Origin of the sequence: uncultured Pseudoteredinibacter sp. (genome assembly GCF_947502065.1) — a bacterium.
Lineage (GTDB): Bacteria > Pseudomonadota > Gammaproteobacteria > Pseudomonadales > Cellvibrionaceae > Pseudoteredinibacter.
This window is the reverse complement of sequence record NZ_CANMYE010000014.1, coordinates 1-24,547: the sequence shown is the minus strand read 5'-3', so window position 1 is coordinate 24,547 and position 24,547 is coordinate 1. Positions and strand designations below refer to the sequence as shown.

The window sequence follows — 24,547 nt, the reverse complement described above, 5'->3', positions numbered from 1 at the left end:
TCCAATAGTATGTGTGTCGGTGGGGCCGAACGCGCAATATATCAATTAATAAGAAGTCAGGTTGGGCAAAAGGGCGTAATTCCTAGTTTATTAGTTTTAAGTAATCCCGGTTACTACGCTCAGCGAGTTAGCGAGCTGAATGTGGATGTTTCAGTTGCTAGAGGTAGAGGAAAATTAGACCCTCGTTATTCGATAGATATAATCAATATTTTTAAAAGAATGGACTATGTACATTTTCATTCGCCCCAACCATTTGAAATGTATCTTTCGTTGTTTGCATCAGGCGTAAAGTTTGTATACACCCATAGGGCTGGAGACCACAACTACGGGTTAAAGCGGAAGTCTACTTATGGAGCAATAGGGTGGTTGCTAAGAGGGGGGCATTTCTCTGTGTCAGCTAATACAGAGCATGCGGCTGAAGTAGCGAAACGGTTGTTTAAGTTGAAGGGTAAGAATGTAGAGGTAACTTACAATGGGGTGGACTTTGATTTGTTGGTGTCTAAAGAAAAAGCTTGTGAATTGAGGCAAGCTATTGGAATAAGCACTGTTGATTTCTGCATCGGAATTACAGCTAATTTACGTGCGCTTAAAAGAGTCGAATATCTCCTAAGACTTGTTGCATCTGTTAAAGGCGTTGTTGCATGTATAGTGGGTGATGGACCTGATAGGGCAAGGTTAGAAAGGTTAGCTATTGAGTTATCGGTAGAAAATCGTTGCTTCTTTGTAGGTGAGCAAGAGGATGTATCTAACTATTTAAGACTAATGGATTGTTTTATATTTCCAACTGACAAGTCGGAGTCTTTTGGGAATTCTGTGGTCGAGGCGATGGGATTTGGGTTGCCATCTATTGTAATGGCTGACTCACCAGGGGTGGTGGAGCATATGAGGTTTGAAGGTGGCCTGGTTGCAGGTAATGAAAGAAACCTTGAGAGTATTTTGAGGCGATTAATGAATGATAAGGTTTACAGAGAAAGTGTAGCAGAGAAAGGCAGAGCGTATGTTAGGCGGAAGTACACATACGAAAATTCTTCGAAGCAGTACCTAAAGCTCTACAAGTTGAGGGAGATGTGATGTGTGGTATCAATGGGGTTTGGTGTCACGGTGAAGGCGAAGATATGGCGAGAAAAGTTCAAAAAATGAATAGCGCTATTTTACATCGTGGGCCGGATTCTAGCGGGATTTGGGAGAATTATAATGGGTCAATGGTGTTAGGACATCAGCGGCTAGCCATTCTGGATCTTTCTAATGATGGAGATCAACCTATAGACAACGAAGATATTGTTCTCGTATACAATGGCGAATTATATAACTGTAATAGTCTAAAAGGTTTCATTTCCGATAAAAATTATTCTTCGACTTGCGATACTGAAGTATTGGAGAAGATTCTGCTCCAAGAGGGGATGGGTGCGCTGTCCAAGTTAAACGGAATGTTCGCTTTCGCGTTGTATAAGAAGCATGACGATAAACTCTACCTTGTAAGAGATAGGTTGGGTATTAAGCCTCTATATTACTTCAGTTACGGAAGCTTCTTTGCTTTTTCATCCGAGCTTACTGCTTTGTCAACCCTCGATGAGTTTATCCCTGATGTCGAAGATGAAGCAATTGAGAATTACATGACATCAAATAGGCAAAGTGGGAATAAGACAGTATATAAGTATGTGAAGAAAGTTCCTCCTGGATGTTATGTTGAAGTCAGTCATGGTGGGGAAATCAAAGTCAATCGCTATTGGAGTTTAGCAAGAGATAAATTGGTTTCGAGAATGACTGAAGATGAAGTATCCAATTTGCTGCTTGAAAAGTTATCATGTGCGGTATCAGGGCAAATGCAAAGTGATGTGCCAATTGGATGCTTTCTTAGTGGGGGGGTTGACTCAAGCGCGATAGTTGCGTTGATGAGAAGGCACTCAAGAGATAGTATCGATACGTTTAGTATTGGATTTGAAGGTGCAGAAGATTTTACTGAAATAGAGTATGCGGAAAAAGTCGCAAGACAATTCAATACCGATCACAAAACTGTAATGGTGAATAAAGAGTCTCTGATCGAGAGTTTGCCTAATATGGTTGAAATCTTTGATGACCCTTTAGCGGATCCAACCTCTATACCAATTCATTATTTGTCTCAAGAGGCAAAAACAAAAGGTACCAAGGTTATCCTTACGGGTGACGGTGCTGATGAGATATTTTATGGGTACAAGAGCTGGGCAAAGTACAAAAAAGTCGAAGGAATAACGAATTTACTGTTGCGAGTGTCCTTTATTCCGAGGGTGCTGCTGAAGATGGTAGATGTTAGTGGAGCGAAAGGTTCTAGGTTAGGCGAGTACTTGAGAAGGGTAAATGCTGGTTTGGGGGCCTATGCGCCGGGCGATGGAGGTATTAAGCCGAATGTGGTTCGAGATATATCGCGCATGCTCTCGGGTGATCGCCCTGTAGCATATATTCAAAATGCTGTTGAGTTAATGGATGGCTATATTGGGTCTGGTTTCGAACGCGAGGACTCTGTTAGTTGGATGTGTTATTCCTCGTTAATGGACGTTCACCCCAACTATTTTTTATATAGGATGGATAAAATAACATCGAGCCATTCGATAGAGGCAAGAGTTCCCTTCTTGGATCATGAGTTAGTACAGTTTGGGATGAATATTCCGTCTAGATTGAAGTATAAAAATGGAATTCCCAAGTATATTTTAAAAAAATCAATGGAGCCTATCGTAGACAAAAATATCCTCTACAGGAAGAAGATGGGTTTTTGTGTTCCTGTTGATGATTGGTTGGGAGAAGTAATTCCCAGTTTGGTAGAAAAAAATCTTGTTGACTCTCAGTCGATTATGCCTATTTTTAATGTCCCTGAAACCCTTAGGTATCTTAAGCGAGCGAGGGGGCAGCGACGAGAATCTACAGTGATATGGAATATCTACTTTATTGTTCAGTGGATAATTAGGTGGGGGGAATTACATGAAAAAAATGATGGTAATAACTAATATCCCAACGCCGTACAGGGTCCCCTTTTTCAACAGCTTAAATGACCTTTTGTATAAAGTCGGCGTGGAGCTAATTGTGGTCTTTGGGGCGCGAAGTTATTCAAGAAGACATTGGGAAGTTAGTGAAAGATCTTTCAAATTTAAATACGTATTTCTGGAAAGTAGAGAACTGGGAATAAACTCTGGCGAATCAGCGTCCTTTAGCTATGTCGGTCTATTTAGACTTATGTACAGGTATTCGCCAGATGTGGTGGTTTTCGGAGGCTTTGGAGTTTGTGCTGTAAAGTCGATTGTCTATGCGAAGCTATTTTTTAAAAAAACGTACGTATGGTCTGGAGAGATACATAATAAGCACAGGCGAGTTTCTTGGGTTCGAAAAGCTTACCGGCGGTTGATAGGTTTGCTAGTGTCTGGGGGTGTGGCATACGGAAGTACCGCTAAGAAATATTTAGAGGATATATGCATTAATCGTAAGTCTATTTCAATAGCTAAAAATAGTGTAGATGTTGAATATTTCTTAAGTACTCCATTGAAAGAGCCGAACGAAAGACGAATTTTGTATGTTGGTAATTTAGAACGGTTAAAGCGAGTAGATTTGATAATAAAGTCTGTTGAAGTACTTGCAAGAAAGAATGTGAACTTTACTCTAGATTTGGTTGGCGATGGCTCGGCTAGGCAGGAGCTAGAAAGTTATGTTGATAGTAATGGGCTTTCGTCAATGGTAAATTTTCATGGATTTATCCAAAAAGAAGATCTTCCGAAATTTTACGAGTCTGCTTCACTCTTTATGTTTCCTTCCGAGTACGACATATGGGGTTTGGTGGTTGTGGAGAGTTTGGCCTCTGGCGTGCCTGTTATTGCATCTGAGCATCCAGGTTGTGTGGCAGAGTTAATCTCAAGTGGAGAGAATGGATTTATTGTCGATTTTAATAACTCGAACCAGGTCGCACAAAAAGTTGAAGAGCTATTGGGTGATTCAGATAAGTTGAGGCAATTTAAGCTAAATGCTAGGAGAACGGCTGTAGAGTCATGTTCTCTTGAGAAAATGGCGGAGGGATTTTTGTGCCTAGTCTGAATGATTCAGAACTTCCAAAGATGAAAGTGCTGTTGGCGGGTGCTATCCCTCCTCCGATTATTGGACCAACTCTGGCAAACAAGATTATTTTAGATTCCAAGTTAACTGAATTGGTTGAGTTAACACATGTTGATACTTCTCTCAATAGGGATTTTGGGACTTTAGGTCGATTTTCGATAACTAGTCTTACAAGGGCTTTATTTACTTACTTAAAAATCATAACGGTTATTTTTAAGGTGAAACCGGACTTGCTCTACCTTCAGTGTGCTCAGAGCACTGTGGCATATTTTAAAGATTCGATATATGTATTAATTGCCAAGTTGTTTGGGTTAAGGGTTGTAGCCCATCTTAGGGGGAGTGAGTTTAAAAGCTGGTACGAAGATCAAAATTTTCTGGTAAAGCTATATGTGAGATATATTCAGGCTAAGATAGATCGGCAATTGGTCTTGGGGGAATGTTTGAAGTATCTGTATGAAGAAGTTATGCCACCTGAACGAATTTCGGTGGTGCCTAACGGAAAGGATTTGGAGATTAATGAATCTCAAAACTACTTTTTGAGTGAGAATGAGCGCGAGATGAACATACTTTTTCTCGCTAACTTAAAAAAGCGTAAGGGGATTTTGGAGTTTTTGGAGGCCGCGAAAATACTTATTGAAAAAAGCGAGAAAGAATTGGCTTTTATTGTCGCTGGTGCATCAAGGGATGCCGAAGTCGAATCGTATATAGAAAATCTTTTGTCTACAAAGTTCGCAAAGAAAATAGTATTTGTTGGTCAAGTTAATGAGGCTGAAAAAAGAGCACTCTTAGCGAAGGCCGATGTTTTTGTCTTTCCTCCTCAGCTACCTGAGGGTCACCCCTGGGTAATATTAGAGGCTCTTGCAGCAGGGTTGCCAGTTATCGCTACCGACCAAGGGGCAATATCAGAATCGGTGCGAAGTGGTGTTAATGGATTTCTAACTGTAGGAACTCCTGAGGATATTGCTAAACATATTGAATTTCTATATTGCCCTGAGTTGCGGATGAAATTTTCTAAAATGTCTAGAAAAATTTATGTTGATGAGTTTACGGAAAGTCGGCTTGTTGACAATCTAGTTGCTAATTTCGAAAGTTTGAGATAGTCATATGCAGGTTTTGCAATCGAAAACTTTGGGGATAAGAAAATGTTTTATTTACTTGGTGGCGGCTCTAATTGTTTTTATGGTTTCTAGCCGGCTTTTCACCGAGACGTTCGGCTTGCTGCCAAAAATAGTAGATGTAATTAACTATCCTTTTTTTGTTCTAACGCTATCTGCAACTGTGTTTTGTTTGTTTTTTCGAGGCGCTTGCTTAAAGAAATTTGAGTTGATCCTGGTGGTTGGATTCGCTCTATTAATAATCTCATTTTTGGGGAATGTGGCAACAGTATATTTTCCGGCGTTTGTCCTATATGTTGCAGGATTTTATGAGGGTCCGTTGATTTTCTTTGTTCTAACTAGATTGGTAGGTAAGGACTATGGCTCTTCGCTACTAATTCAAAAGACGTTCTTGTATTTGATTCTGATAAACATCGCTGTTGTAATATTTGTGAGTTACCCGCTTTATATCTCCTCGGGCGGGAATCCGGACTTGCTGTCCGGTACTTTTGGAGCTAATGCGTATTATTTCTCGATTTTTTTGGTGGCAAGTCTTGGGGCTGGTGTTGGTTTGTTTTATGAAAGGAGAATTGGCGTAGGTATTTTATTTGCGTTTGTTTCGTTTGTAGTTGGAACCTTCTTTTTGCTTCAGTATAGGGCGGCGCTACCGTTTTTTTTGGTGGTGGTGTTTGTGTTTATATATTTTATGTACAGCAGGAATGCGCTGAGAATATTTTCAGTACTTGGGTTGTTGGCGGTTGCTGCCGTATCAGTTGTTTACATGCTTGATTCTCTTTTCGATAACTCGGATAGACTAAAGTATGGTGATTTTCTAGATATATTGGATGATCCATATTTTATATTGCAGTTCGGGAAATTCCAGTCTTACGCTGCCACGATGGATATGTGGGGAGACGAGATAGCGAATTTCTTTTTGGGGGTTGGTCCAGGAAACTACACCAGTAGGTCGTATTACACTTTTAGTTACGAGTTTTTAATAAAAGATGGATCAGGAGTGTCTGGAATAATAAGAGAGTATCTTGGTCAGACTCAGCCAAGATTCAGCCCTTATGACCTAGAGTACATTAGTAATTTTAGGTCAGAAATCGTTTTTGGTAGTTATCAATTGTCGAACCCTAACTCTAGCTATTTGACGTTGTTAGGAGAGCTAGGTTTTTTTGGGGGATTCGTTGGTATTCTTTTGTATTTCTGGCTTTTACTGTTCTCGCTAGGAAATCTTAAAGAAAGCCTTAGGCGGCATAGTAGTGTGGGGATTTGTGCTTTTGCGTTTTGCGGAACTTTTTTCGTATTCCTTCTAGGTTTTCTAGATAATTACTGGGAAATGGCTAGGGCTACGTTGTTTATTTGGGTTGCTAATTGGGCCTCGTTTGCAAGTTTACAAGATCAACACAGAGGGAGGAAGTTTTGAAACAAGTAGTTCAGGTCTTGCGTGACGGTAAAATTTCTATAGAAGATGTTCCGATTCCAGCCTTGTCGGATAAATTCATTTTGGTCAAAAATTCGTGTTCTGTTATTAGTGCGGGGACAGAGAAAAGTAAAGTCGACATGGGGAATAAAAATCTGATCCAAAAGGCAAAGGCGCGCCCGGATCTCGTGAAACAGGTTCTTCGAAAGCTGAGAGATGAAGGAGTTAGGAAGACATTTCAAACTGTTAGCTCAAGGTTGGATTCCCCTTCCCCTCTCGGTTATAGCTGCGCAGGTACGGTGGTGGCGGTTGGTGGTCTAGTTGAGGGGCTACAACCCGGAGACAGGGTTGCGTGTGGAGGCGCCGGATATGCGAATCATGCAGATTATGTCGCCATTCCCAAGAATTTGGCAGTTAAGATACCGTGCGATTTATCGGATGAAGAAGCGTCTTTTGCTACAGTTGGCTCAATTGCATTGCAGGGTTTAAGGCTGGCGGAACCTAAGTTAGGGGAAACATTTTTGGTTATTGGCCTTGGGCTGATAGGTCAATTGAGTGTGCAGCTACTTCGATCTAACGGGTGTAAGGTATTGGCAATTGATTTGGACTCCAAGTTGGTGGAATTGGCAGAGGAGTACGGAGCATTTGGAATATATCCAGGTTCAAACTTAGAGAAATTATGTAGAGATCTAACCGAGAATCAAGGGGTCGACGGGGTTTTAGTTTGTGCTGGTAGTAATAGCAATCAGCCAATAGAGCTTTGCGGGCGTGTAACGAGAGAAAAAGGCCGCGTTGTTGTTGTTGGGGCTGTCAAAATGGATATTCCGCGTGAAGATTATTTTAAAAAGGAAATTAATGTAGTTATATCTCGTTCATATGGCCCAGGGCGGTACGATTCGAGTTATGAGGAAGGTGGGCACGATTATCCGTACGGTTATGTTCGGTTTACCGAGCAGCGAAATATGAAGTCGTTTTTGGATCTCGTTTCGACCGGTAATGTCAATGTTAAGTCGCTAATATCTCATCGCTTTGATGTGGATCGTGCGGAGGAGGCTTATGACTTAATCGCCGGGAGAAAAACCGATCCATACTTGGCTATTATGCTTAATTACAATCCTGATGCTGTTGCGTCTAAAAAAGTTACCACACCCCGAAGAATGGCCTCAATAGATAAGATCGGGCTCTCTTTTTATGGTGGAGGGAACTACTCTACAGCGACCCTTCTCCCGCTTGTTCAGTCAACGTCTTGCTCCCATCTTGTTGGAATTGTGACAGCCAGTGGCCGGACGGCAGAGAGTGTTTCGAGACAGTTTGGTTTCGATTTTTGCTCCTCTAACTTTTCGGACCTGTTGGGTGATAACACAGATGCCGTAGTAATCACTACAAGACACAATACTCATGCGGATTCGGTCGTACAGGCACTAAATCGGGGCAAACATGTATATGTTGAAAAACCTTTAGCTCTCTCTATTGATGATTTATCCGAAGTTCACTCTTCTTACGGAAAGGCGAAATCTAGTTTAATGGTTGGCTTCAATCGGCGGTTTGCCCCTTTTACAATTGAGCTTATTAGACATTTTCAACATATTAAATCTCCATTGGTTGTGAATATTAGAGTTAATGCAGGGGAAGTTTCTAGTGACCACTGGATTCAGGATCCGTCAGTAGGTGGCGGTAGGGTGATAGGTGAGGGGTGTCATTTCATTGATATGGCTTCTGCAATTATAGGCGCTGTGCCTGTTAGCGTCTCAGCTTTTGCTACTGAAAATGATAGCTGTCCCGCGATAACGAATGATAATGTCACAATCAACTTGAGATTCGCTAACGGCGGAATAGCGAATATTATCTACTGTTCAAGTGGTGCAGAGAGTATTCCAAAAGAATACATCGAAGTTTTTGGTGGTGGGTTGGGGGCGATTATAGATGATTTTAAGGAGTTGAGGTTATTCTCTAGTACGGAGGGAGGTAAAACTATCAGGCATAGAACGCAGGACAAGGGGCAGCGTAATATGGTAAATGCCTGGCTCGATTCTTTGCGCAGTGGGAAGAGCTGCATCGACTACCATATGCTAATTAGCTGCAGTATAGCGACAATAATGTCTATTGAATCTATTATTTGCGGTGCGATTATGCAGGTTGATTCGTCAATTTTGGAAGATTAGCAGATGCATTTTATCGATGAAATCACTGAGTCCATACTTGAGAAGTCTAGGGAGTCTAACTTTTGCGGGCACGATCCATTCGATGGCTTAAATAGTAGGATATTTACATGCATGCCAGTGCTTAAAAACGGGATCTTAGGTTTGCTTTGGACACAACTTCATAAAGTATCCCCTATCAACTTCCGGCCTGCGATGCTGATTCCTAAAATGAGGAACCCCAAAGGTATAGCTTTATATATTTTAGGGATGATTGAAAATGATTTGCCTGTCAAAGACCACCATATTAGAGATGTTTGTGTAGAATTGGCTGATTGGTTGGTGTCTGTGAAAAGTGATCCAGAAATATGGCCAGATTCCTGTTGGGGCTATCATTTTGACTGGAAGGCTAGAGCATTTTACGTGCCAAAAGGAAAGCCCAATGTGATAACTACTATCTATGTATCTCAAGCACTATATAGACTTGGTAGGTTATTGAATAGGTCGGATTATATCCAAGAAGCATTTAGCTCTGCTAATTTTATTGTTGAGAAACTTTACACTTTCCACGACTCCAAAAACTATTTCGCGTATATACCAGGTGAAACGGCATTTGTTCATAATGCGAGCCTCTGGGGCGCGGCATGGGTAGCTTTTGTTGGGAGCGAAACTAATAATGATAGGTATAGAGACCTGTCATTGTTAGTTGCCCGTCAATCGGTTAGAGATCAACTCGAAAATGGATCTTGGGTTTATGGCAGTAGTAGTCATCATCAGTTTATTGACGGTTTTCACACAGGGTACAATTTGGAGGCACTGTCTTTAATTCGTTCTAGCTTAGAGCAATCAGAATTAACTGAATCTATTGACTTAGGTTACAAGTATTATAGGGAAAATTTCTTTACGGATTCATTTGATGCAAAATACTATAACGACAACGTATATCCCTTGGATATGCACTCTGTTGCTCAGGCAATTATTACTTTGTTGGGGGTTGGCGGGGGTAAAGAAGATTATGCACTGGCAGATAGAGTCATTAGTCGATCAATAGAACAGATGTTTTGCCCGAGAAGTCGTAAGTTCTTTTATCAAAAAACGAAGTGGTACACTAATCGTATTGATTATACCCGCTGGACTCAGGCTTGGGTTTACTATTCATTTTCTTACTATAATCGAAGGAAAAGAAATTTTATTTAGGATCTCATGCTCTACCAGCGTAGGTTAAGGTGTAAAGCTAACTTTGACGTAGTAGTCGCAGGACTGTGGCGGTTAAAATCTTAAAGTCTCTGGATTCGGTTGTGTGCATCTTTCAAGAGGTGCAGTTAAGCGGGTATGGTGATTTATTATCTGGGCAAGGGTTCGATCCTCGTGGGCTACGGGTGGTGAAGTTAAAAAACGAAGGCCAGATCGTTCCGGGTTGTTGGTTTTTAGTGTTTAAAGAACATTGGATACCTCCTGAGCGCTGAGCAATCAGTCTAGATTGTTTGTTTATCATCATTAATAAGCAGCATAGTTTTGACTTGTTAAGATGAGGTGGGTGTGACAGAGGCAAGGGCTTGGGTGGTATTAGTATGTGCTTTGTATAGTTGAGGTTGACCCAATGTGAAAGGTAAAGGTTTATTGGCGAATTCTCGTTTGACCTTGCTTTAAGGTTTTTAAAATGTTTGTTTTTCTCCACTATTGGTGCGTTAGTTAATGTGCTTTTCCGAGAGGAGCTATCATATTGTAAGTTTTTCTGAGTTGGCTGCGATAGGCGATGAGTTTTAATGCCTAACACTTTTTCAGTGGCCTTTGAAATTTGACTGTATATTTGATTTGGGGATTTTGAGATGGATCTTAATGAATTGAGATTGGCTGTAATTGGCTTGGGGTATGTCGGGCTGCCATTGGCGGTTGAGTTTGGTAGCAAAGTTTCAACCGTTGGGTTTGATGTAAATAGAAATCGCATCGAAGCTCTGAATGAAGGCTTTGATTCGACTTTGGAAGTATCAAGTGAGCAGTTAAAGAGCTCAGTTAAACTTACTCTCACAGATAAATTGAGCGATATAAAATCTTCGAATTTTTATATAGTCACAGTTCCTACGCCTATTGATGATAACAAGGCGCCCGATCTGTCTCCTTTGAGAAAGGCTTCGGAAACGATAGGTGCGGTTGTTTCTCCTGGAGATTACATTGTGTTTGAATCTACCGTGTATCCTGGTGCGACTGAAGAGGTTTGTATCCCAATTGTTGAGCAGGTCTCGGGACTTAAACTTAACACAGACTTCTATGCTGGATATAGCCCCGAGCGAATTAACCCTGGTGACAAAGAACACAGAGTAACTAACATACTGAAGGTTACCTCAGGTTCATGTGATATGGCAGCTAGTTTTATTGATGAAGTCTATCGATTAATTATAAGCGCAGGCACGTATAAAGCGGAAAGTATTCGAGTTGCTGAGGCTGCGAAAGTTATTGAAAATACTCAGCGGGATGTGAATATCGCGTTGGTTAATGAATTGGCCTTAATTTTTAACAAGATGAATATAGATACGGAGGCTGTATTAAGAGCGGCAGGTACGAAATGGAATTTTCTCCCGTTCCGCCCGGGCCTCGTGGGAGGGCATTGCATAGGTGTTGACCCATATTATTTGACTCACAAGGCACAGGCTATTGGTTACCATCCTGAAATGATCTTGGCTGGTAGGAGGATAAATGATGGGATGGGACGGTATGTTGCTTCACTTACCGTTAAGCAGCTCATAAAGAAAAAGATTCAAGTTGAAGGGGCAAAGATACTCCTAATGGGGTTAGCGTTTAAGGAGAACTGTCCCGACATCAGAAATACTAAGGTTATTGATGTAATATCAGAGCTACGTGAATACGGGATTTTCGTAGATGTATACGATCCGTGGGTAAGTGCGGAGGAAGCTTTGTCCGAGTATGCGATCGACCTGGTGGAATCTCCAAAGCCGGATTTCTACGATGGTATCATTCTTGCCGTTGCTCATGACGAGTTCTATGAGCTTGGTTGCGCTAATATAAGAGAGTTTGGAAAAGACATTCATGTTTTTTGCGACTTGAAGTACGTTTTTGGCTCGACTCAGTCGGATATTAGGTTGTAATTGATATGATAACGAAATTCGATAAATTAAAAATGGAGCTAAAGGAAAGGCCGAAAATTTGGCTGGTTACAGGAGTCGCTGGATTTATAGGGTCTAGCTTATTGGAACAGTTGCTTTTACTAAATCAAAAAGTTATTGGGATTGACAACTTCTCTACTGGTCATATTAAGAACCTAGAGGAAGTTGAAGATGTTGTTGGCCAAACACTTTGGTCTAATTTTACTTTTTATGAGGCTGATATCAGAGACTTGTCATCTTGCAAATTAGTATGCAGTGGGGTTGACTTTGTCTTGCACCAGGCAGCTTTAGGTTCTGTTCCCCGTTCAATTGATGATCCCATTGCCAGTAACGAAACTAATGTTTCTGGTTTTTTGAATATGCTAATTGCAGCCAAAGATGCAAGAGTGAAGAGCTTTACTTATGCTGCGAGTAGTTCAACTTATGGTGACCACCCAGGGCTCCCTAAGGTTGAAGATGTTATTGGTAATCCACTATCTCCATATGCTGTAACCAAATATGTAAACGAGCTATATGCTTCGGTATTTCATCGAACATATGGATTTGATAGCTGTGGTTTGCGTTATTTCAATGTGTTCGGTCGGAGACAAGATCCTAACGGGGCTTATGCTGCAGTTATTCCAAAATGGATACAGTCAATACTCAACAACGAAGAAGTCTACATAAATGGTGATGGCGAGACGAGTCGCGATTTTTGTTATGTGGCGAATGCAGTTCAGGCAAACTTGTTGGCAGCTACGTATGGTATATCAGGCTCAGAAGTGTATAACGTTGCGTTAAGTGATCAAACTTCACTTAACGAGCTTTATGGATTTCTCGCGGAGGAGCTTGGAAGCCAGGGGGTTAATGAAATTAGACCTCCAACTTATAGAGATTTCAGGAAGGGCGACGTTCGCCACTCTCGAGCTGACATTTCGAAAATTTCAAGAGATTTGGGGTACCGTCCAACCCATTCAATTAGGCAGGGGTTGTCGGAAGCAATAGATTGGTACGTAGAAAATGGAAAGAATTGAATTTTTGGGTTCTCCTATGGATACGGGCTCCATGGTCGAAACCGTCGATACTATATCACTCCGATTGCGGGATAGCTTGTTCACGCAGCATGTCGTGGTCAATGTGGCAAAGCTAGTGAATATGCGCAAAGATTCGGAATTGGCTAGCTCTGTAACTGAGTGCGACATCATAAATATCGACGGAATGGGTGTTGTTTGGGGGGCTCGTTTTCTGGGGTATAAGGTAGAAGAAAGAGTTGCAGGCGTTGATTTGTTTCTAGAGTTGAATGCAATGGCAGAGCGTGATGGGTATTCTGTCTTCTTCCTTGGAGCCCAGCAAGAAATTGTTGAGAAAACAGCTTCTATAATGAAGGCAAAACATCCAAATTTAAGGGTTGCTGGGTTCCACCATGGTTACTTTTGGGATGATGAGGAATCTTTGGTAAATAAAGTAAAAGATTCTGGAGCAGAATTACTCTTTGTTGCAATTACCTCTCCAAAGAAAGAGAATTTTATTAATAAATGGCGTGAGGAGCTGGGTGTAAATTTTGTAATGGGTGTGGGTGGCACATTTGATGTGGTGGCTGGCAAGGTTAGAAGGGCGCCGGTTTGGATGCAGCGGTCTGGTTTAGAGTGGTTCTATAGGGTTATCCAAGAGCCTGGACGTATGTGGAAGCGTTATCTTATGACCAATACTCAGTATGCTTGGTTGTTGATTAAGGAAAAGTTTAAGCGTTTATAGTTTTAATAAGCAGCGATCGTAATTTAGTGCCTGGTAGCGATTTCTGGTGAGGTTTAAATATTTCGGCTTTGATGTGGGGTCAGAACCCTTGGGTTCTGACCCTTTTTTGTTTTGGTTTAATTTTTTATGAAGTGGTTTAGGGTGATGATCAGTTGTTGGTTTAGTTCGGCGGTGTGTTCTTGTTGTTCTTCTTCTGTTTGGTAAGTTTTTAGATCTTTGTCTTTGTGGTGTAGGTAGGCCTGTGCCAGTAATGCGGTTTCTATGCCTTGGTCATCTGTTTCGCAGTATTCCTGCCATGTCTCTTCGTAGAGTTTTGTTCCTAATAAAAAGCCTTGTGCCCAGTAGCTGGCGTCATTTCTGGTGATAAAGGTGAGTGGCATAAATAGCTCATCTTCTTCTAAGCGTGCGCGAACGTTGTGCCAGTGTTGAATCATTGTGGTGAAGAACTGTTGGATTTCATCGGTGCTGTAGAAGTGGCCACCTACGGGGAGGTCTCCGCCGCCCCATATTAGTTCTAGCCAGTCGGCAATGTCGTAATCGCTGGGGCTTAGGTGTAGGGCGGTGAAGTAGCCGTCTAGTTGTTCTAGGTTTAGGGCGCCTGGGAAATTTTGGAAGCGAGCGAGTTCTTGGGTGAGGACTTGTTGTTGGCTGTCGCTTGGGAGGTGGATGGTTTTTATGGGCATGGTTGGCTTTTTGTTTGGTGGTGTTTTTTAAGCTTAGACTATGTGGTGGGGTTGTGAGTGGGGGCGTTTGGATTGTGTAGGGGGTAGGGGGCAGAACCCTTGGGTTCTGACCCCGGATCGGCTTTGGCGTTTAGATTGTGCATGAGTTTGGGGTCAGACCCTATGAGGGTCTGACCCCGTTGGATGGTTCGGATCGGCTTTGGCGTTTAGATTGTGCATGGGTTTGGGGTCAGACCCTGTGAGGGTCTGACCCCGTTGGGTGGGAGGCTTTGCCGTTTTCGGCCTCGTTTTATGCTTAGCGGCCTACGCCTTGGTAAGTGAAGCCTAGTTCTTGGAGGAATTCTTTGTCGAATAGGTTGCGGCCGTCGATGATTAGTTGAGTGTTCATCAATTCGCTCATAGCCTGATAATCAGGGGATGAGTATTGTGGCCACTCGGTGAGTAGTAGTAGTCCGTCGCTGTTTTCTAGGGTTTGCATTTCATGTTGGCATAGTTGCAATTGATTACGGTATATATGCTGCTCGAAATGCTGTTGTATATTTTCAAGCGCCATTGGATCGTGCACTTGTACTGTGCAGCCTTGGTTTAATAGGGCGTCGATAATTTTTAAGCTGGGTGCATTGCTTATGCTGGCGGTGCCGGGTTTAAAGGCTAGGCCCCAAATGCTGATGGTTTTGCCTTGTAGGTCACAGTCATAATGGCGCCACAGCTTTCTAAAGGGAAGCTCTTTTTGCTTTTCATTTTGCTCTAGCACTGTGCTTAGCAAACTGGAGTTTCTTGCTTCGCTTAAAGTGCCTGCTAGGCCTTCAATATATTGCGGGAAGTGTTCACCGCCAAAGCCGCAGCCTGGGTTTAAGTAATGCTGGCCAATACGCTCATCGCTGCCCATGGCTTCACGAATAATATCGATATCGACATCTAACTCATCCGCTAAGTTTGCTAGGTCATTTATATAGGCTAGGCGCAGTGCCAACATGCCAGTGATAGCGAACTTGGTATATTCCGCTTCTTTGGCGCTCATTATTAACCAGTTGCTTAGGTTTTGGCTAAAGGGGCGGTATAAGGCGCGAATATGCATTAATGCCCAATCGTGCTGGCAGCCAATGATCAAGTGGTCTGGCTGTTTGAAGTTTTTAAGTGCGCTACCAGCGGGCAGTTGATCGGGTATATAAGCCATAACTTGCTGCTGGCCTTTAAACTTCTCCTGTAGCTTATCACTGGCACCAATACCAAAGTTGCTGGTGTTGATGAGTACCAGTTGACGGCTTTCATCAATGGCTAATAATTCACACAGGGAGTTGGCCAGATCAATTTGCTTAGGTAAAAAAGCAAGCAGATGCAGTATGGCTTCGCTGGCATTGCTGCTATTGCTAAATTGTAGGCGGCCGCTATTTTCTTGCTCTTCAAATTGCTTAATTAAACCAGGTTCTTCTTTTACGTTTGCAGGTGCATCTTTGCTGCTGCTTTTACGAGTGTTTTCACTACCGCCTTTATAGTGCGGTACAAACAAAACTTCGTTACCCATTTCGGCAAAACAGGCGGCGGCTGTCCAAGCGATTAATTCATTACCCCAAATGGCTATTTTCATAGTATGTGTAGAAGTTAGATGTTAGACGTGAGAGGGTAGATGTGAGGTGAGTTTGGACATTGCTGCTTATGCTTGCCCTCGTCTTACTTCTCACATCTTGCTTCTCACATTACACCTACCTTATCTCCATTAATTGTTTTGATTAAACCAGCGGTAGAGGCATCAAGTGTTTCTAGGTTTTCACCATCGAGTTGCCCGAGCAGATTGGTGGCAACCTGTTTACCAAGTTCTACACCCCATTGATCGAAGGGGTTGATCCCCCAAATGACTGACTGTACAAATACTTTATGTTCGTACATGGCGATCAATTGGCCAAAGGTGAATGGGCTAAGCTCATTCAGCATAATGGTGGTGCAAGGTTGGTTGCCCTGGTAGCGCTTATGGGCTGGTGCTGTATGGGCATCTTCAAGTACGCTATCGCCCAAGGCTAAAATACGACTTTGGGCAAAGCAATTGGCTAGGTTTAATTGATGTTGGTGGCGTAGCTCTTGGCTGGCATCTGGGCCGTAGCGTTTAGCGGCTACGATAAAATCACACATTACAGCCTCGGTACCTTGGTGCAGCAATTGATAAAAAGCGTGCTGCGCATTGGTGCCAATTTCACCCCATAAAATAGGGCAGGTATTGTAATCGACAGTTTCGCCCTGGCGGTTTACGCTTTTGCCATTGCTTTCCATTTCTAGCTGCTCTAAATAAGCCGGCAAGTTTTTTAAGCGGCCGTCGTAGGGCAATATGGCATGGGCGCCAATATTTAAAAAATTAATATTCCAGATACCGGTTAATGCGAGTAAAACAGGAATATTTTCTTTTAATGGCGTTAGGCGAAAGTGCTCATCCATATTATGAGCGCCGGCCAACATATCTTTAAAGGTGCTCATGCCTAGCTTTAAAGCGATAAGCAAGCCAATGGCCGACCACATGGAGTAGCGCCCACCGGTCCATTCCCAGAATTCCAATTGGTTTTGTTTGGGGATGCCCCAATCCAGCATCTTCTCTGGCTTAGAGGAAACACCAATAAAATGCCTGGCCACTAAAGCGGTATCGCTACAATTGGCATGTTTACATAGCCACTCTTTTGCGGTGGCGGCATTGGCCATGGTATCGATAGTGGTAAAACTTTTAGAGGCGATCACAAATAATGTGCGGGCAGGGTTAAGCACCTTTAGTAGGTCTGCCAATTGGCTGCCATCCATAGAGCTTACAAAGTGCACATCAATAGCGGCTTGCTGTGCAAGCTGGCTGCTGTCATCGCGGGCGGGGGTTTCGGCAAGTGCGTTGCAAGCCATCAACGGCCCAAGATCTGAACCGCCCACGCCAATGTTCACAACGGTATTAATGGCTTCGCCGCTAAAACCGCGCCACTGGCCGGTATGAATATGATTAACCAATTCTTCCATGCGCTTTAAATTTTCTTGCACATCGATACTGATATTTTGCCCGTCTAAAAAGCACTCCCGCCCTTCGGGTAAGCGCAATGCTGTGTGTAATGCTGGGCGGTTTTCGGTGTGGTTGACTTCGACACCTGCGAAGAGTTTATCTATCCAGCTGGGTAGCTCGCTTTCTTCGGCTAATGCAATTAGCTGTTCAATGGTTTCTTGCTGATAATGTTGCTTGGAAAAATCCACCAATAATGCCCCTAAGCGAAAGCTCAGCTGGCTGAAACGCTCGGGGTTTTCGCTAAACAACTGGTGGATGGGCTGCAAACGCTGGTTTTCTGCCAGCGCTTGCAAGGCCTGCCAATGAGGGCCTGCGCTAATAGTATTCATAGTTTTTATTTGTAATTAGTTCGCAAGGGCTGTGCCGTATTAAATTATGTTGGCTAATAGAGCGCGCAAACTGTCTTTAGTTTCCGGGTGCTCTAAGCCATAAACAATATTGGCCTCTAAAAAGCCGGCTTTATTACCACAGTCGTAGCTTTTGCTGCACATAGTATAGGCCATCAGCTTACCGCCTTCGGCAATAAGGTTGGCCATGGCATCGGTAAGCTGTATCTCGTTGCCAGCGCCAGGTTGGGTATCTACTAATAGCTCCATAACGCGCGCCGGTAAAATATAGCGGCCATTAATGCTGAGATTAGAGGGGGCATCGGCAGGCTTTGGTTTTTCCACCATGCCTATAATGTCGGCGCACTCACCAGCTGCGGGCGATTCGCCATTGCAATCAACAATGCCATAGCGCTCTACCTTATCTTCTGGCACGGCTTCCACCATGATTTGACCACAGCCGTGAGCTTTATAGGCGGCGACCATTTGGCTTAAATCGGATTCTTGTTTGGCAGGGGTAGGGATAAGCATATCTGGCAAAATAACCGCAAAGTCTTCATCGCCTATTAAAGGTGCCGCACATAAAACGGCATGCCCAAGGCCAAGGGCTTTTGCTTGGCGCACGCTGCTAATATTTACGCCTGCAGGTAAGGTGCTTTGCACGCTCGCTAAAATGGCATCTTTGTTTTTGCGGGCAAGCTCAGCTTCTAGCTCATAGTGCACATCAAAGTGATCTTCAATCGCGCTTTTGCCACTTCGGCTCACTAAAATAATATCGGTAAAGCCTGCTGCTGCCGCTTCTTCTACCACATGCTGAATCACCGGTTTATCCACAACCGGTAGCATTTCTTTGGGGATAGCCTTACTGGCGGGTAGCACGCGAGTGCCTAAGCCGGCCACTGGGATAATGACTTTACGTAAAGGTTTTGAGTTCACTGAAGAGCTACTACTTTGCATTTAAAAGACCCTTAAATATCCATATTTGTTTTATCGCGAATAACAGCAGCCTTGCTTTCTCTTCGCCCAAAGGGCTCAGATTTAACCCCGCCAGCTGGAAGTTCTAGGTTTGTTTACCTAAAGCTGATTCTTAAGACGCGTGTCTTGTTTATTTCGTGCCATCCCATGTGGTCGGCACTTGCATCCAGCGTACGGTAATAGTCTAACATGTCTATTTTGTGTCTCCCATGAGTGAGTTTTAAGGTTCCTGTCTTATTGTTGTTATATCACTGACATAGTGAACTGATATGCTTGTTTTTTGTTCAAGCAAAGATATCGCATTGCATGTAGTTGATGGGGCAGCGTTAGTCAAATAATTGGCGCGTAAATCGTTTAATTGGTGAAATGTTATGCTTTTTGGCGCTAGCGGCATTAGAAATACCCCAAAAGTGTGATAAAGTCTGCCCCCAAACTACGAACTAAGTCCTTTTAGTTATGCTTAAGTAGTCATCCTGATTTATTGAGCTCGTGGTGTTTTTATAACGACAAATAAACAAATGGGTCTGTTTCGGTCATTGTGGCGTAGCCGGTAGAGAGCGCAATGGCGGGTTTAGGGAGCAAAAAGGAAGGACATAATCATGGAGGACGTCATGACGACGCGTACCGGCTGTATTGGCCATAAGGCTAAGCTGATCTTAGGAAAAAAGAGCGTTCAGCTCGCCACACTGCCCTTGGCAATTGCAATGGCGCTGCCGGTTAATGCGCTGGAGCCTGCCGCTGTAGATATGGGGCCTTTTCGGCTTGTGCCTACCTTAGGTATAAGCAATGGTTACGATAGCAACCTTTTCTTAACCGACGGTAACGAGAAGGAATCGTGGGTAACCATTATTAACCCTCAAGTGCAGTTTATTGCTGAAAACGGCAATGACAGCTACTCCATTACCTATGGTGTAAATCACGGTATCGTGCAAGATAGCCGAGATGATGATTATACCGATCATTCTTTGCGTGGTGATATCAATCTAGAGCTAAATAGCCGTAACTACCTTGATATCAGCGCTGCTTTTACCAAGAATCACGAGCCACGTGGTACCGGTGCCAACCAAGGTAACGATGCAACATCTAACCCGGTGCCAGCAGAGTATGACGAGCGCACTTTTGATGTGGCGTATACCTACGGTGGTAAAGAAGCTGATGGCCGACTAAAAGTTGCGGCCGGCTTTTTGGATAAAGAGTACACCAACTTTTTGGATCAAAACGCAGCCCGTGATCGTAAGAACAATTATGTCGCCGGTACATTCTATTATCGCGTAGCCCCCAAAACTCAAGCTATTTTTGAGATTAAGCGTAAAAAGATCGATTACGATCTAACAACTTCACCACTGGATAGCTCAGAGACGTTTTACTTGGTAGGTGCCACTTGGGAAGCAACCGCTCAAACGTCCGGTACGGTCAAAATAGGTCTAGCAGAGAAAGATTTTGACTCGACGAACTTACAAGACGATGACAGTGTAAGCTGGGAAGTGAGCGTAGATTGGTCTCCAATCGAGAGAACAGTGTTTACCTTGGCTACGTCTAAATTACCTGAAGAAACAGATGGTACAGGCACTTATATTGATCGTACTGGGGTTAACTTAAGCTGGTCTCACCAGTGGAGTGAACGCTTTAAAACGCGTTTAAGTGCTGGTCGTCGCGATGGCGAATACATTGGTAATGCCCGTGAAGACGAAGAAGATACTTGGGGTATTAGCTTAATGTATAACATGCGTCGCTGGTTAGATTTAAGCTTGAACTATGACTACAGTGATCGTAGCTCCAATATTTCAGGTTTAGATTACGATAAAAATACGATTTATTTGCGAGCGGATGTTTCTTTATAAGCGCTGAGCGCTTTCTTAAAGTTAATTTGCTTGGGTTTTTGAATATCAGTGGGCGGCTTTTATTGTCGCCCACTTTTGTTTCTAAATTTTTGGCCGTGTATCATTTTTACATCTGATGCGCCTGCCAAACGGTAGTTTTACTTGGGTGTTCCTGTGTCATAATGTGGCTCTATGTGCCAGTGCCGAATATTTGATATTTGGCCAGTGGCAGCTAGTGTGCAGTCGCTATGGCAATTCAAGGATAGAGGTGTATTGTGGTTGAGCGTATTTCTTCGCATCTGTGGTTTCTGCAGCGTCAATTTAATGTTTCTTTTCTGTTTTTATTCTTAGCTTGCTTTGTTGTTGCCCCACAAATTAGCGCCCAAGAGGCAGGCCTATCCGATTACCGTTTAGGCTCGGGTGATCTAATGAGTATTCAGGTTTTTGGTGAAGACGATTTAAGCCTTGAAACTCGCCTAAGTGATGCGGGTACCATCTCTTACCCATTTGTAGGCGAAATTAAAGTTAAAGGCCTTACCACCGGTGAGTTAAGCGAATATATCACTACACAGTTAAAAGACGGTTACTTGATAAACCCTAGTGTAAATGTCTCTGTTGTAGAGTATCGCCAGTTTTTTATTAATGGCGAAGTAGAAGAGCCTGGCGGTTTTGCCTTTTTGCCAGGCTTAACACTGCAAAAAGCCGTAGCCCTAGCAGGTGGCTTTACTGAGCGTGCATCCAAAAGCAAAATCACAATTACTCGCGAAAAGGCTGATGGCACAAGCAGTGTTTATAAGGGCGAGTTAAGCAGTAAAATTTTGCCCGGCGATATTATCGATATAGAACAGAGCTTTTTCTAACAATAAAAGCAAGGCGAAGCACAAGATGTGCAGTGGCGCTAGCAAAAACGGAATACTTTTATGAACCCTCCTGCTCATAATTCACATGTACCCACTGCGGTGCATGCCTCACCGATGGCACTAAATCAGCCTGCTATGGGGGCTGCGTATGATGAAGAGGTGATCGATCTTCGTCAGTATTGGCGCACATTGATGCGTTATCGTTGGGGGATAATGGGTTTCTCGCTTGTAGTTACCTTGCTGACGGTTTTGGTTTTAATGTCTATGAAACCTGTTTACAGGGCTACAGCCACTTTATTGATTGAAAATAAAAATAATAATGTTGTTTCAATTGAGTCAGTGTATGGAATTGATGGTACAAACCAAGAGTATTTATCGACTCAATTTGAGATTTTGAAAAGCCGTAGTTTAGTTGAAAAGGTTATAACTTCTTTAAATTTACAATCTCATAAAGAATTTCAGGTTGAAGAAAGTTTTAATTGGAAAGGAATGCTTCCTTTCCAGCTTCCATCAAAAGGCGAGAAAAATTCTAATTCAATTGGTTTAAACCAGCTTGTCTATACCTTTCTTGGGCGTCTAAGAATTACACCAATTCGGAAAACCCAATTGGCAAAAGTTTCCTTCGAAGCTAATGATCCGGTTCTTGCTGCTGAGGTTGCTAATGCTTTGGGGCAGGCTTATATAGAAAGCGGGCTTGAAGCAAAGCTGGAAGTTACTGTCCAAGCCTCTTCTTGGTTAAATGACCGTATGGGTAATATCAAGGCCGAGCTGAATGAAGCAGAATTAGCGTTGCAGAAATATAAAGACAAAGAAGGCTTGGTGGGTAATGCTGGCGGTACAGATATTGCGAATAAAGAAGTTGATTTAGTCGCAGATAAATTGGTTGATGCCCGTAAAGAGCGCTTGGCCTTGGAGGGGGTTTATCAGCAGATTCGCACAGTTGGTAGTAACAATAGTGAGGGCTTGCAGCGTATATCCGGTATTTTGCGCGATCAAACTGTACAACGTTTTAAAGAGTCACTATTAGAAGTGGAGTTAAAACGATCGGAGTTGGCGAAACGTTATGGTTACAAGCACCCTAAAATGATTGCTGTAGAATCAGAAGTGCTGCGAGCCAAAGTGGCTTTGGATGCGCAGGTGGTTTCAGTAGCTAAAGGTATCGAGTCAGATTATCGCGCAGCTGTAGCAAGTGAGCGTAGTTTAGATAACGCACTGGCAGGGACAAAAGGCAATTTGCAAAGCTTGAGTCGCAAGCGTTTTAAATTACGTGAGCTAGAGCAAAATGTTGAAACCAAGCGTGCTATTTACAATACATTTTTGCAACGCATTAACGAAACCAGCGCAACGGGTGACTTAAACTCGGCAAATGCTCGTATTGTGGATCCAGCGGTTGTTCCTGTTAGTCCGGCCAAACCAAAGAAAAAGCTGATTGCTATGTTGGCGATGGTGGTGAGCGGAATGTTTGCTGTCGCTTGTGCGTTTTTATTGGAAGCGCTTAATAACACCATCAAAACAACGGAAGATATTGAGCAAAAATTACAAAGCACCATGTTGGGCTTACTGCCGCTTATTAAGTCCAAGGGTAAAGATAAGGCTATTAAGAGTTATCGAGCGTTTGTTGAAGGCGAAGATATTGGCTTTGGTGAAGCGGTGCGAACGATTCGTACAGGTATTGTACTGTCTTCTTTGGATTCGCCACAAAAAACCATTTCTGTAACCTCTACAGTACCTTCAGAAGGTAAAACGTCGACATCCATCAGCCTTGCTTGCGCATTATCGCAAATGGAAAAAACTCTATTGATCGATGCTGATATGCGTCGCCCATCCATTGGTAAGGTGCTGGGCTTAGATCGCGCTAAGCCGGGCCTATCTGCATTGGTTGCTGGTACGGCCGATCTTAGTGATTGCATTCAGCGTTATGAAGAAGGTGATGTTGATGTGATGCTGGCCGGTTTGATTCCGCCGAATCCTTTAGAGTTGTTATCTTCTAAGCGCTTTGCACAGGCTTTGAAAGTACTTGAAGATAAATACGATCGTATTGTTATTGATTTACCACCGTGTCAGGCGGTAAGTGATGCCTTGGCGATTGCACCTTTGGTGGGTGCCATGGTTTATGTGGTAAAAGCCGATTCTACCTCGGCAACCCAGGTGAAGGCTGGCCTGAAGCGTTTACGCGATATTAATGCACCTCTGGTTGGTGTGATTCTAAATCAGGTAGATTTGGATAAATCTTCGCGCTATTACGGCTCTGATTATTATGCGGGCTATTATGATAGTTATGGCTACGCAGCAGAAACCGCCAAAGCCAGTAAAAACCAAAAAGAAGAGCAAAAAATTCGGGCGGCATGATTGATTTACACTGCCATATTTTACCGGGCATCGATGACGGTGCCCGCGATCTTGAAGATGCCTTAGCGCTTTGTAAAATGGCGGCGGCTGATGGCATTCGCCATATGACCGCCACCCCTCATATTCACCCCGGTCGCTGGGAAAATACTCGCCAGTCTATTCAGCCTGTTTTTGAGCATTTGCAATCGCAGTTAGTGGCGGAAAATATTCCTTTGAGCTTGGCCATGGCTGGAGAGGTACGTTTATCGGCTGAGGTGTTGGCCTTGTTTGCTAATCAATCCTTGCCGTATTTGGGTGAATGGGAAGGTAAGCAGGTAATGTTGCTGGAGTTGCCCCACGGCAATGTGCCGCCGGGGAGTGATAAGTTAGCCAAGTGGCTGATTGATCGCGGGGTGCTACCGATGATTGCGCATCCGGAGAGGAACAAAGGCTTTGCAGCGGATATTAGCCGCCTGTATCCATTTTTAGAAATGGGATGTTTGTTGCAGTTAACCGCAATGAGTATTTGTGATCGCTTTGGTGATTATGCGTACGAGACAGCGCATACCATTTTAGAGCAAGGATGGGCGACGATTGTCGCGAGTGATGCACATAATTGTGAATCAAGGCCGCCGGTTTTATCTGAGGCGTTTGGCATTGTGGCTGAGCGTTATGGGGATAAGATGGCCGAGCAATTGTTTGTCACAAACCCTGGAAGAATTGCAGGCCTAAGCGAATAGCAAGCAAGGTCGGCTCCGATACGGGGTCAGATCCCAAGGGATCTGACCCCATGTTAAGGCACGATGTTCTTGGTTTGGATGATCTTTCAGATATTGCCGTTTATGGCTTGGGTAGTTGCGATTTAAACCCCGGCTCCGATACCGGGGTCAGATCCCAAGGGATCTGACCCCATGTTAAGGCACGATGTATGTGGTTTAGATGATC

General features: G+C 43.3%; 18 protein-coding genes. 14 read left to right on the top strand and 4 right to left on the bottom strand.

Features of this window, described 5'->3' with window-relative positions; genetic code table 11:
- Nucleotides 1–9: 9 nt before the first annotated feature.
- The 10 genes from Q1A41_RS19320 (at nucleotide 10) to Q1A41_RS19275 (ending at nucleotide 13,585) form a co-directional block, all read left to right on the top strand.
- Nucleotides 10–1,071, top strand: coding sequence for a glycosyltransferase family 4 protein (locus tag Q1A41_RS19320; RefSeq protein ID WP_299982593.1), 1,062 nt, complete (start codon nucleotides 10–12; stop codon nucleotides 1,069–1,071).
- Complete coding sequence (gene asnB / locus Q1A41_RS19315) at nucleotides 1,071–2,978, top strand: asparagine synthase (glutamine-hydrolyzing) (RefSeq protein WP_299982514.1); 1,908 nt, start codon at nucleotides 1,071–1,073, stop codon at nucleotides 2,976–2,978. The genes Q1A41_RS19320 and asnB overlap by 1 nt, the downstream gene beginning before the upstream one ends.
- Complete coding sequence (locus Q1A41_RS19310; RefSeq protein WP_299982512.1) at nucleotides 2,953–4,053, top strand: glycosyltransferase family 4 protein; 1,101 nt, start codon at nucleotides 2,953–2,955, stop codon at nucleotides 4,051–4,053. Before asnB ends, Q1A41_RS19310 begins: the two co-directional genes overlap by 26 nt.
- A complete protein-coding gene (locus tag Q1A41_RS19305) occupies nucleotides 4,041–5,171 on the top strand; it encodes a glycosyltransferase family 4 protein (protein ID WP_299982509.1) in 1,131 nt (376 codons plus the stop codon). Before Q1A41_RS19310 ends, Q1A41_RS19305 begins: the two co-directional genes overlap by 13 nt.
- 4 nt (nucleotides 5,172–5,175) lie before the next feature.
- Nucleotides 5,176–6,594 (top strand): hypothetical protein, encoded by a 1,419-nt coding sequence (locus Q1A41_RS19300; protein WP_299982506.1) that lies wholly within the window; start codon nucleotides 5,176–5,178, stop codon nucleotides 6,592–6,594.
- Nucleotides 6,591–8,753 (top strand): bi-domain-containing oxidoreductase, encoded by a 2,163-nt coding sequence (locus Q1A41_RS19295; RefSeq protein ID WP_299982502.1) that lies wholly within the window; start codon nucleotides 6,591–6,593, stop codon nucleotides 8,751–8,753. Before Q1A41_RS19300 ends, Q1A41_RS19295 begins: the two co-directional genes overlap by 4 nt.
- 3 nt (nucleotides 8,754–8,756) lie before the next feature.
- Complete coding sequence (locus Q1A41_RS19290; protein WP_299982499.1) at nucleotides 8,757–9,926, top strand: hypothetical protein; 1,170 nt, start codon at nucleotides 8,757–8,759, stop codon at nucleotides 9,924–9,926.
- A 632-nt stretch (nucleotides 9,927–10,558) separates the two neighbouring features.
- Nucleotides 10,559–11,833: a Vi polysaccharide biosynthesis UDP-N-acetylglucosamine C-6 dehydrogenase TviB gene (gene tviB, locus Q1A41_RS19285; RefSeq protein ID WP_299982497.1), complete on the top strand. Its 1,275-nt coding sequence runs from the start codon at nucleotides 10,559–10,561 to the stop codon at nucleotides 11,831–11,833.
- Nucleotides 11,834–11,838: 5 nt separating this feature from the next.
- On the top strand, nucleotides 11,839–12,864 hold the full coding sequence (locus tag Q1A41_RS19280) for an SDR family oxidoreductase (RefSeq protein WP_299982494.1): 1,026 nt from the start codon (nucleotides 11,839–11,841) through the stop codon (nucleotides 12,862–12,864).
- A complete protein-coding gene (locus Q1A41_RS19275) occupies nucleotides 12,851–13,585 on the top strand; it encodes a WecB/TagA/CpsF family glycosyltransferase (protein WP_299982491.1) in 735 nt (244 codons plus the stop codon). The genes Q1A41_RS19280 and Q1A41_RS19275 overlap by 14 nt, the downstream gene beginning before the upstream one ends.
- A gap of 116 nt (nucleotides 13,586–13,701) precedes the next feature.
- On the opposite strand, the gene Q1A41_RS19270 is transcribed toward Q1A41_RS19275, so the two are convergent.
- The 4 genes from Q1A41_RS19270 to galU form a co-directional block, all read right to left on the bottom strand.
- Nucleotides 13,702–14,268 carry a UPF0149 family protein gene (locus Q1A41_RS19270; protein ID WP_299982488.1) on the bottom strand — a complete coding sequence of 189 codons (567 nt, stop codon included), beginning with the start codon at nucleotides 14,266–14,268 and terminating at the stop codon, nucleotides 13,702–13,704.
- Between the two features lie 295 nt (nucleotides 14,269–14,563).
- Nucleotides 14,564–15,856 carry a nucleotide sugar dehydrogenase gene (locus tag Q1A41_RS19265; RefSeq protein WP_299982486.1) on the bottom strand — a complete coding sequence of 431 codons (1,293 nt, stop codon included), beginning with the start codon at nucleotides 15,854–15,856 and terminating at the stop codon, nucleotides 14,564–14,566.
- A gap of 104 nt (nucleotides 15,857–15,960) precedes the next feature.
- A complete protein-coding gene (gene pgi / locus Q1A41_RS19260; RefSeq protein WP_299982483.1) occupies nucleotides 15,961–17,622 on the bottom strand; it encodes a glucose-6-phosphate isomerase in 1,662 nt (553 codons plus the stop codon).
- Between the two features lie 39 nt (nucleotides 17,623–17,661).
- A complete protein-coding gene (gene galU, locus Q1A41_RS19255) occupies nucleotides 17,662–18,576 on the bottom strand; it encodes a UTP--glucose-1-phosphate uridylyltransferase GalU (protein WP_299982480.1) in 915 nt (304 codons plus the stop codon).
- A 629-nt stretch (nucleotides 18,577–19,205) separates the two neighbouring features.
- On the opposite strand from galU, the gene Q1A41_RS19250 reads away from it, so the two are divergent.
- The 4 genes from Q1A41_RS19250 (at nucleotide 19,206) to Q1A41_RS19235 (ending at nucleotide 24,342) form a co-directional block, all read left to right on the top strand.
- Nucleotides 19,206–20,435, top strand: coding sequence for an outer membrane beta-barrel protein (locus Q1A41_RS19250; protein WP_299982476.1), 1,230 nt, complete (start codon nucleotides 19,206–19,208; stop codon nucleotides 20,433–20,435).
- Nucleotides 20,436–20,689: 254 nt separating this feature from the next.
- On the top strand, nucleotides 20,690–21,274 hold the full coding sequence (locus Q1A41_RS19245; protein WP_299982473.1) for a polysaccharide biosynthesis/export family protein: 585 nt from the start codon (nucleotides 20,690–20,692) through the stop codon (nucleotides 21,272–21,274).
- A gap of 60 nt (nucleotides 21,275–21,334) precedes the next feature.
- Nucleotides 21,335–23,623: a polysaccharide biosynthesis tyrosine autokinase gene (locus Q1A41_RS19240; protein WP_299982470.1), complete on the top strand. Its 2,289-nt coding sequence runs from the start codon at nucleotides 21,335–21,337 to the stop codon at nucleotides 23,621–23,623.
- A complete protein-coding gene (locus Q1A41_RS19235; RefSeq protein WP_299982468.1) occupies nucleotides 23,620–24,342 on the top strand; it encodes a CpsB/CapC family capsule biosynthesis tyrosine phosphatase in 723 nt (240 codons plus the stop codon). The genes Q1A41_RS19240 and Q1A41_RS19235 overlap by 4 nt, the downstream gene beginning before the upstream one ends.
- Nucleotides 24,343–24,547 lie beyond the last annotated feature (205 nt).

Coding starts and splice junctions, on each gene's coding strand:
- Q1A41_RS19320 (WP_299982593.1), top strand. CDS start 10: ATGTGTGTCGGTGGGGCCGAACGCGCAATATATCAATTAATAAGAAGT.
- asnB (WP_299982514.1), top strand. CDS start 1,071: ATGTGTGGTATCAATGGGGTTTGGTGTCACGGTGAAGGCGAAGATATG.
- Q1A41_RS19310 (WP_299982512.1), top strand. CDS start 2,953: ATGAAAAAAATGATGGTAATAACTAATATCCCAACGCCGTACAGGGTC.
- Q1A41_RS19300 (WP_299982506.1), top strand. CDS start 5,176: ATGCAGGTTTTGCAATCGAAAACTTTGGGGATAAGAAAATGTTTTATT.
- Q1A41_RS19290 (WP_299982499.1), top strand. CDS start 8,757: ATGCATTTTATCGATGAAATCACTGAGTCCATACTTGAGAAGTCTAGG.
- tviB (WP_299982497.1), top strand. CDS start 10,559: ATGGATCTTAATGAATTGAGATTGGCTGTAATTGGCTTGGGGTATGTC.
- Q1A41_RS19280 (WP_299982494.1), top strand. CDS start 11,839: ATGATAACGAAATTCGATAAATTAAAAATGGAGCTAAAGGAAAGGCCG.
- Q1A41_RS19275 (WP_299982491.1), top strand. CDS start 12,851: ATGGAAAGAATTGAATTTTTGGGTTCTCCTATGGATACGGGCTCCATG.
- Q1A41_RS19270 (WP_299982488.1), bottom strand. CDS start 14,268: ATGCCCATAAAAACCATCCACCTCCCAAGCGACAGCCAACAACAAGTC.
- Q1A41_RS19265 (WP_299982486.1), bottom strand. CDS start 15,856: ATGAAAATAGCCATTTGGGGTAATGAATTAATCGCTTGGACAGCCGCC.
- pgi (WP_299982483.1), bottom strand. CDS start 17,622: ATGAATACTATTAGCGCAGGCCCTCATTGGCAGGCCTTGCAAGCGCTG.
- galU (WP_299982480.1), bottom strand. CDS start 18,576: ATGCAAAGTAGTAGCTCTTCAGTGAACTCAAAACCTTTACGTAAAGTC.
- Q1A41_RS19250 (WP_299982476.1), top strand. CDS start 19,206: ATGACGACGCGTACCGGCTGTATTGGCCATAAGGCTAAGCTGATCTTA.
- Q1A41_RS19240 (WP_299982470.1), top strand. CDS start 21,335: ATGAACCCTCCTGCTCATAATTCACATGTACCCACTGCGGTGCATGCC.
- Q1A41_RS19235 (WP_299982468.1), top strand. CDS start 23,620: ATGATTGATTTACACTGCCATATTTTACCGGGCATCGATGACGGTGCC.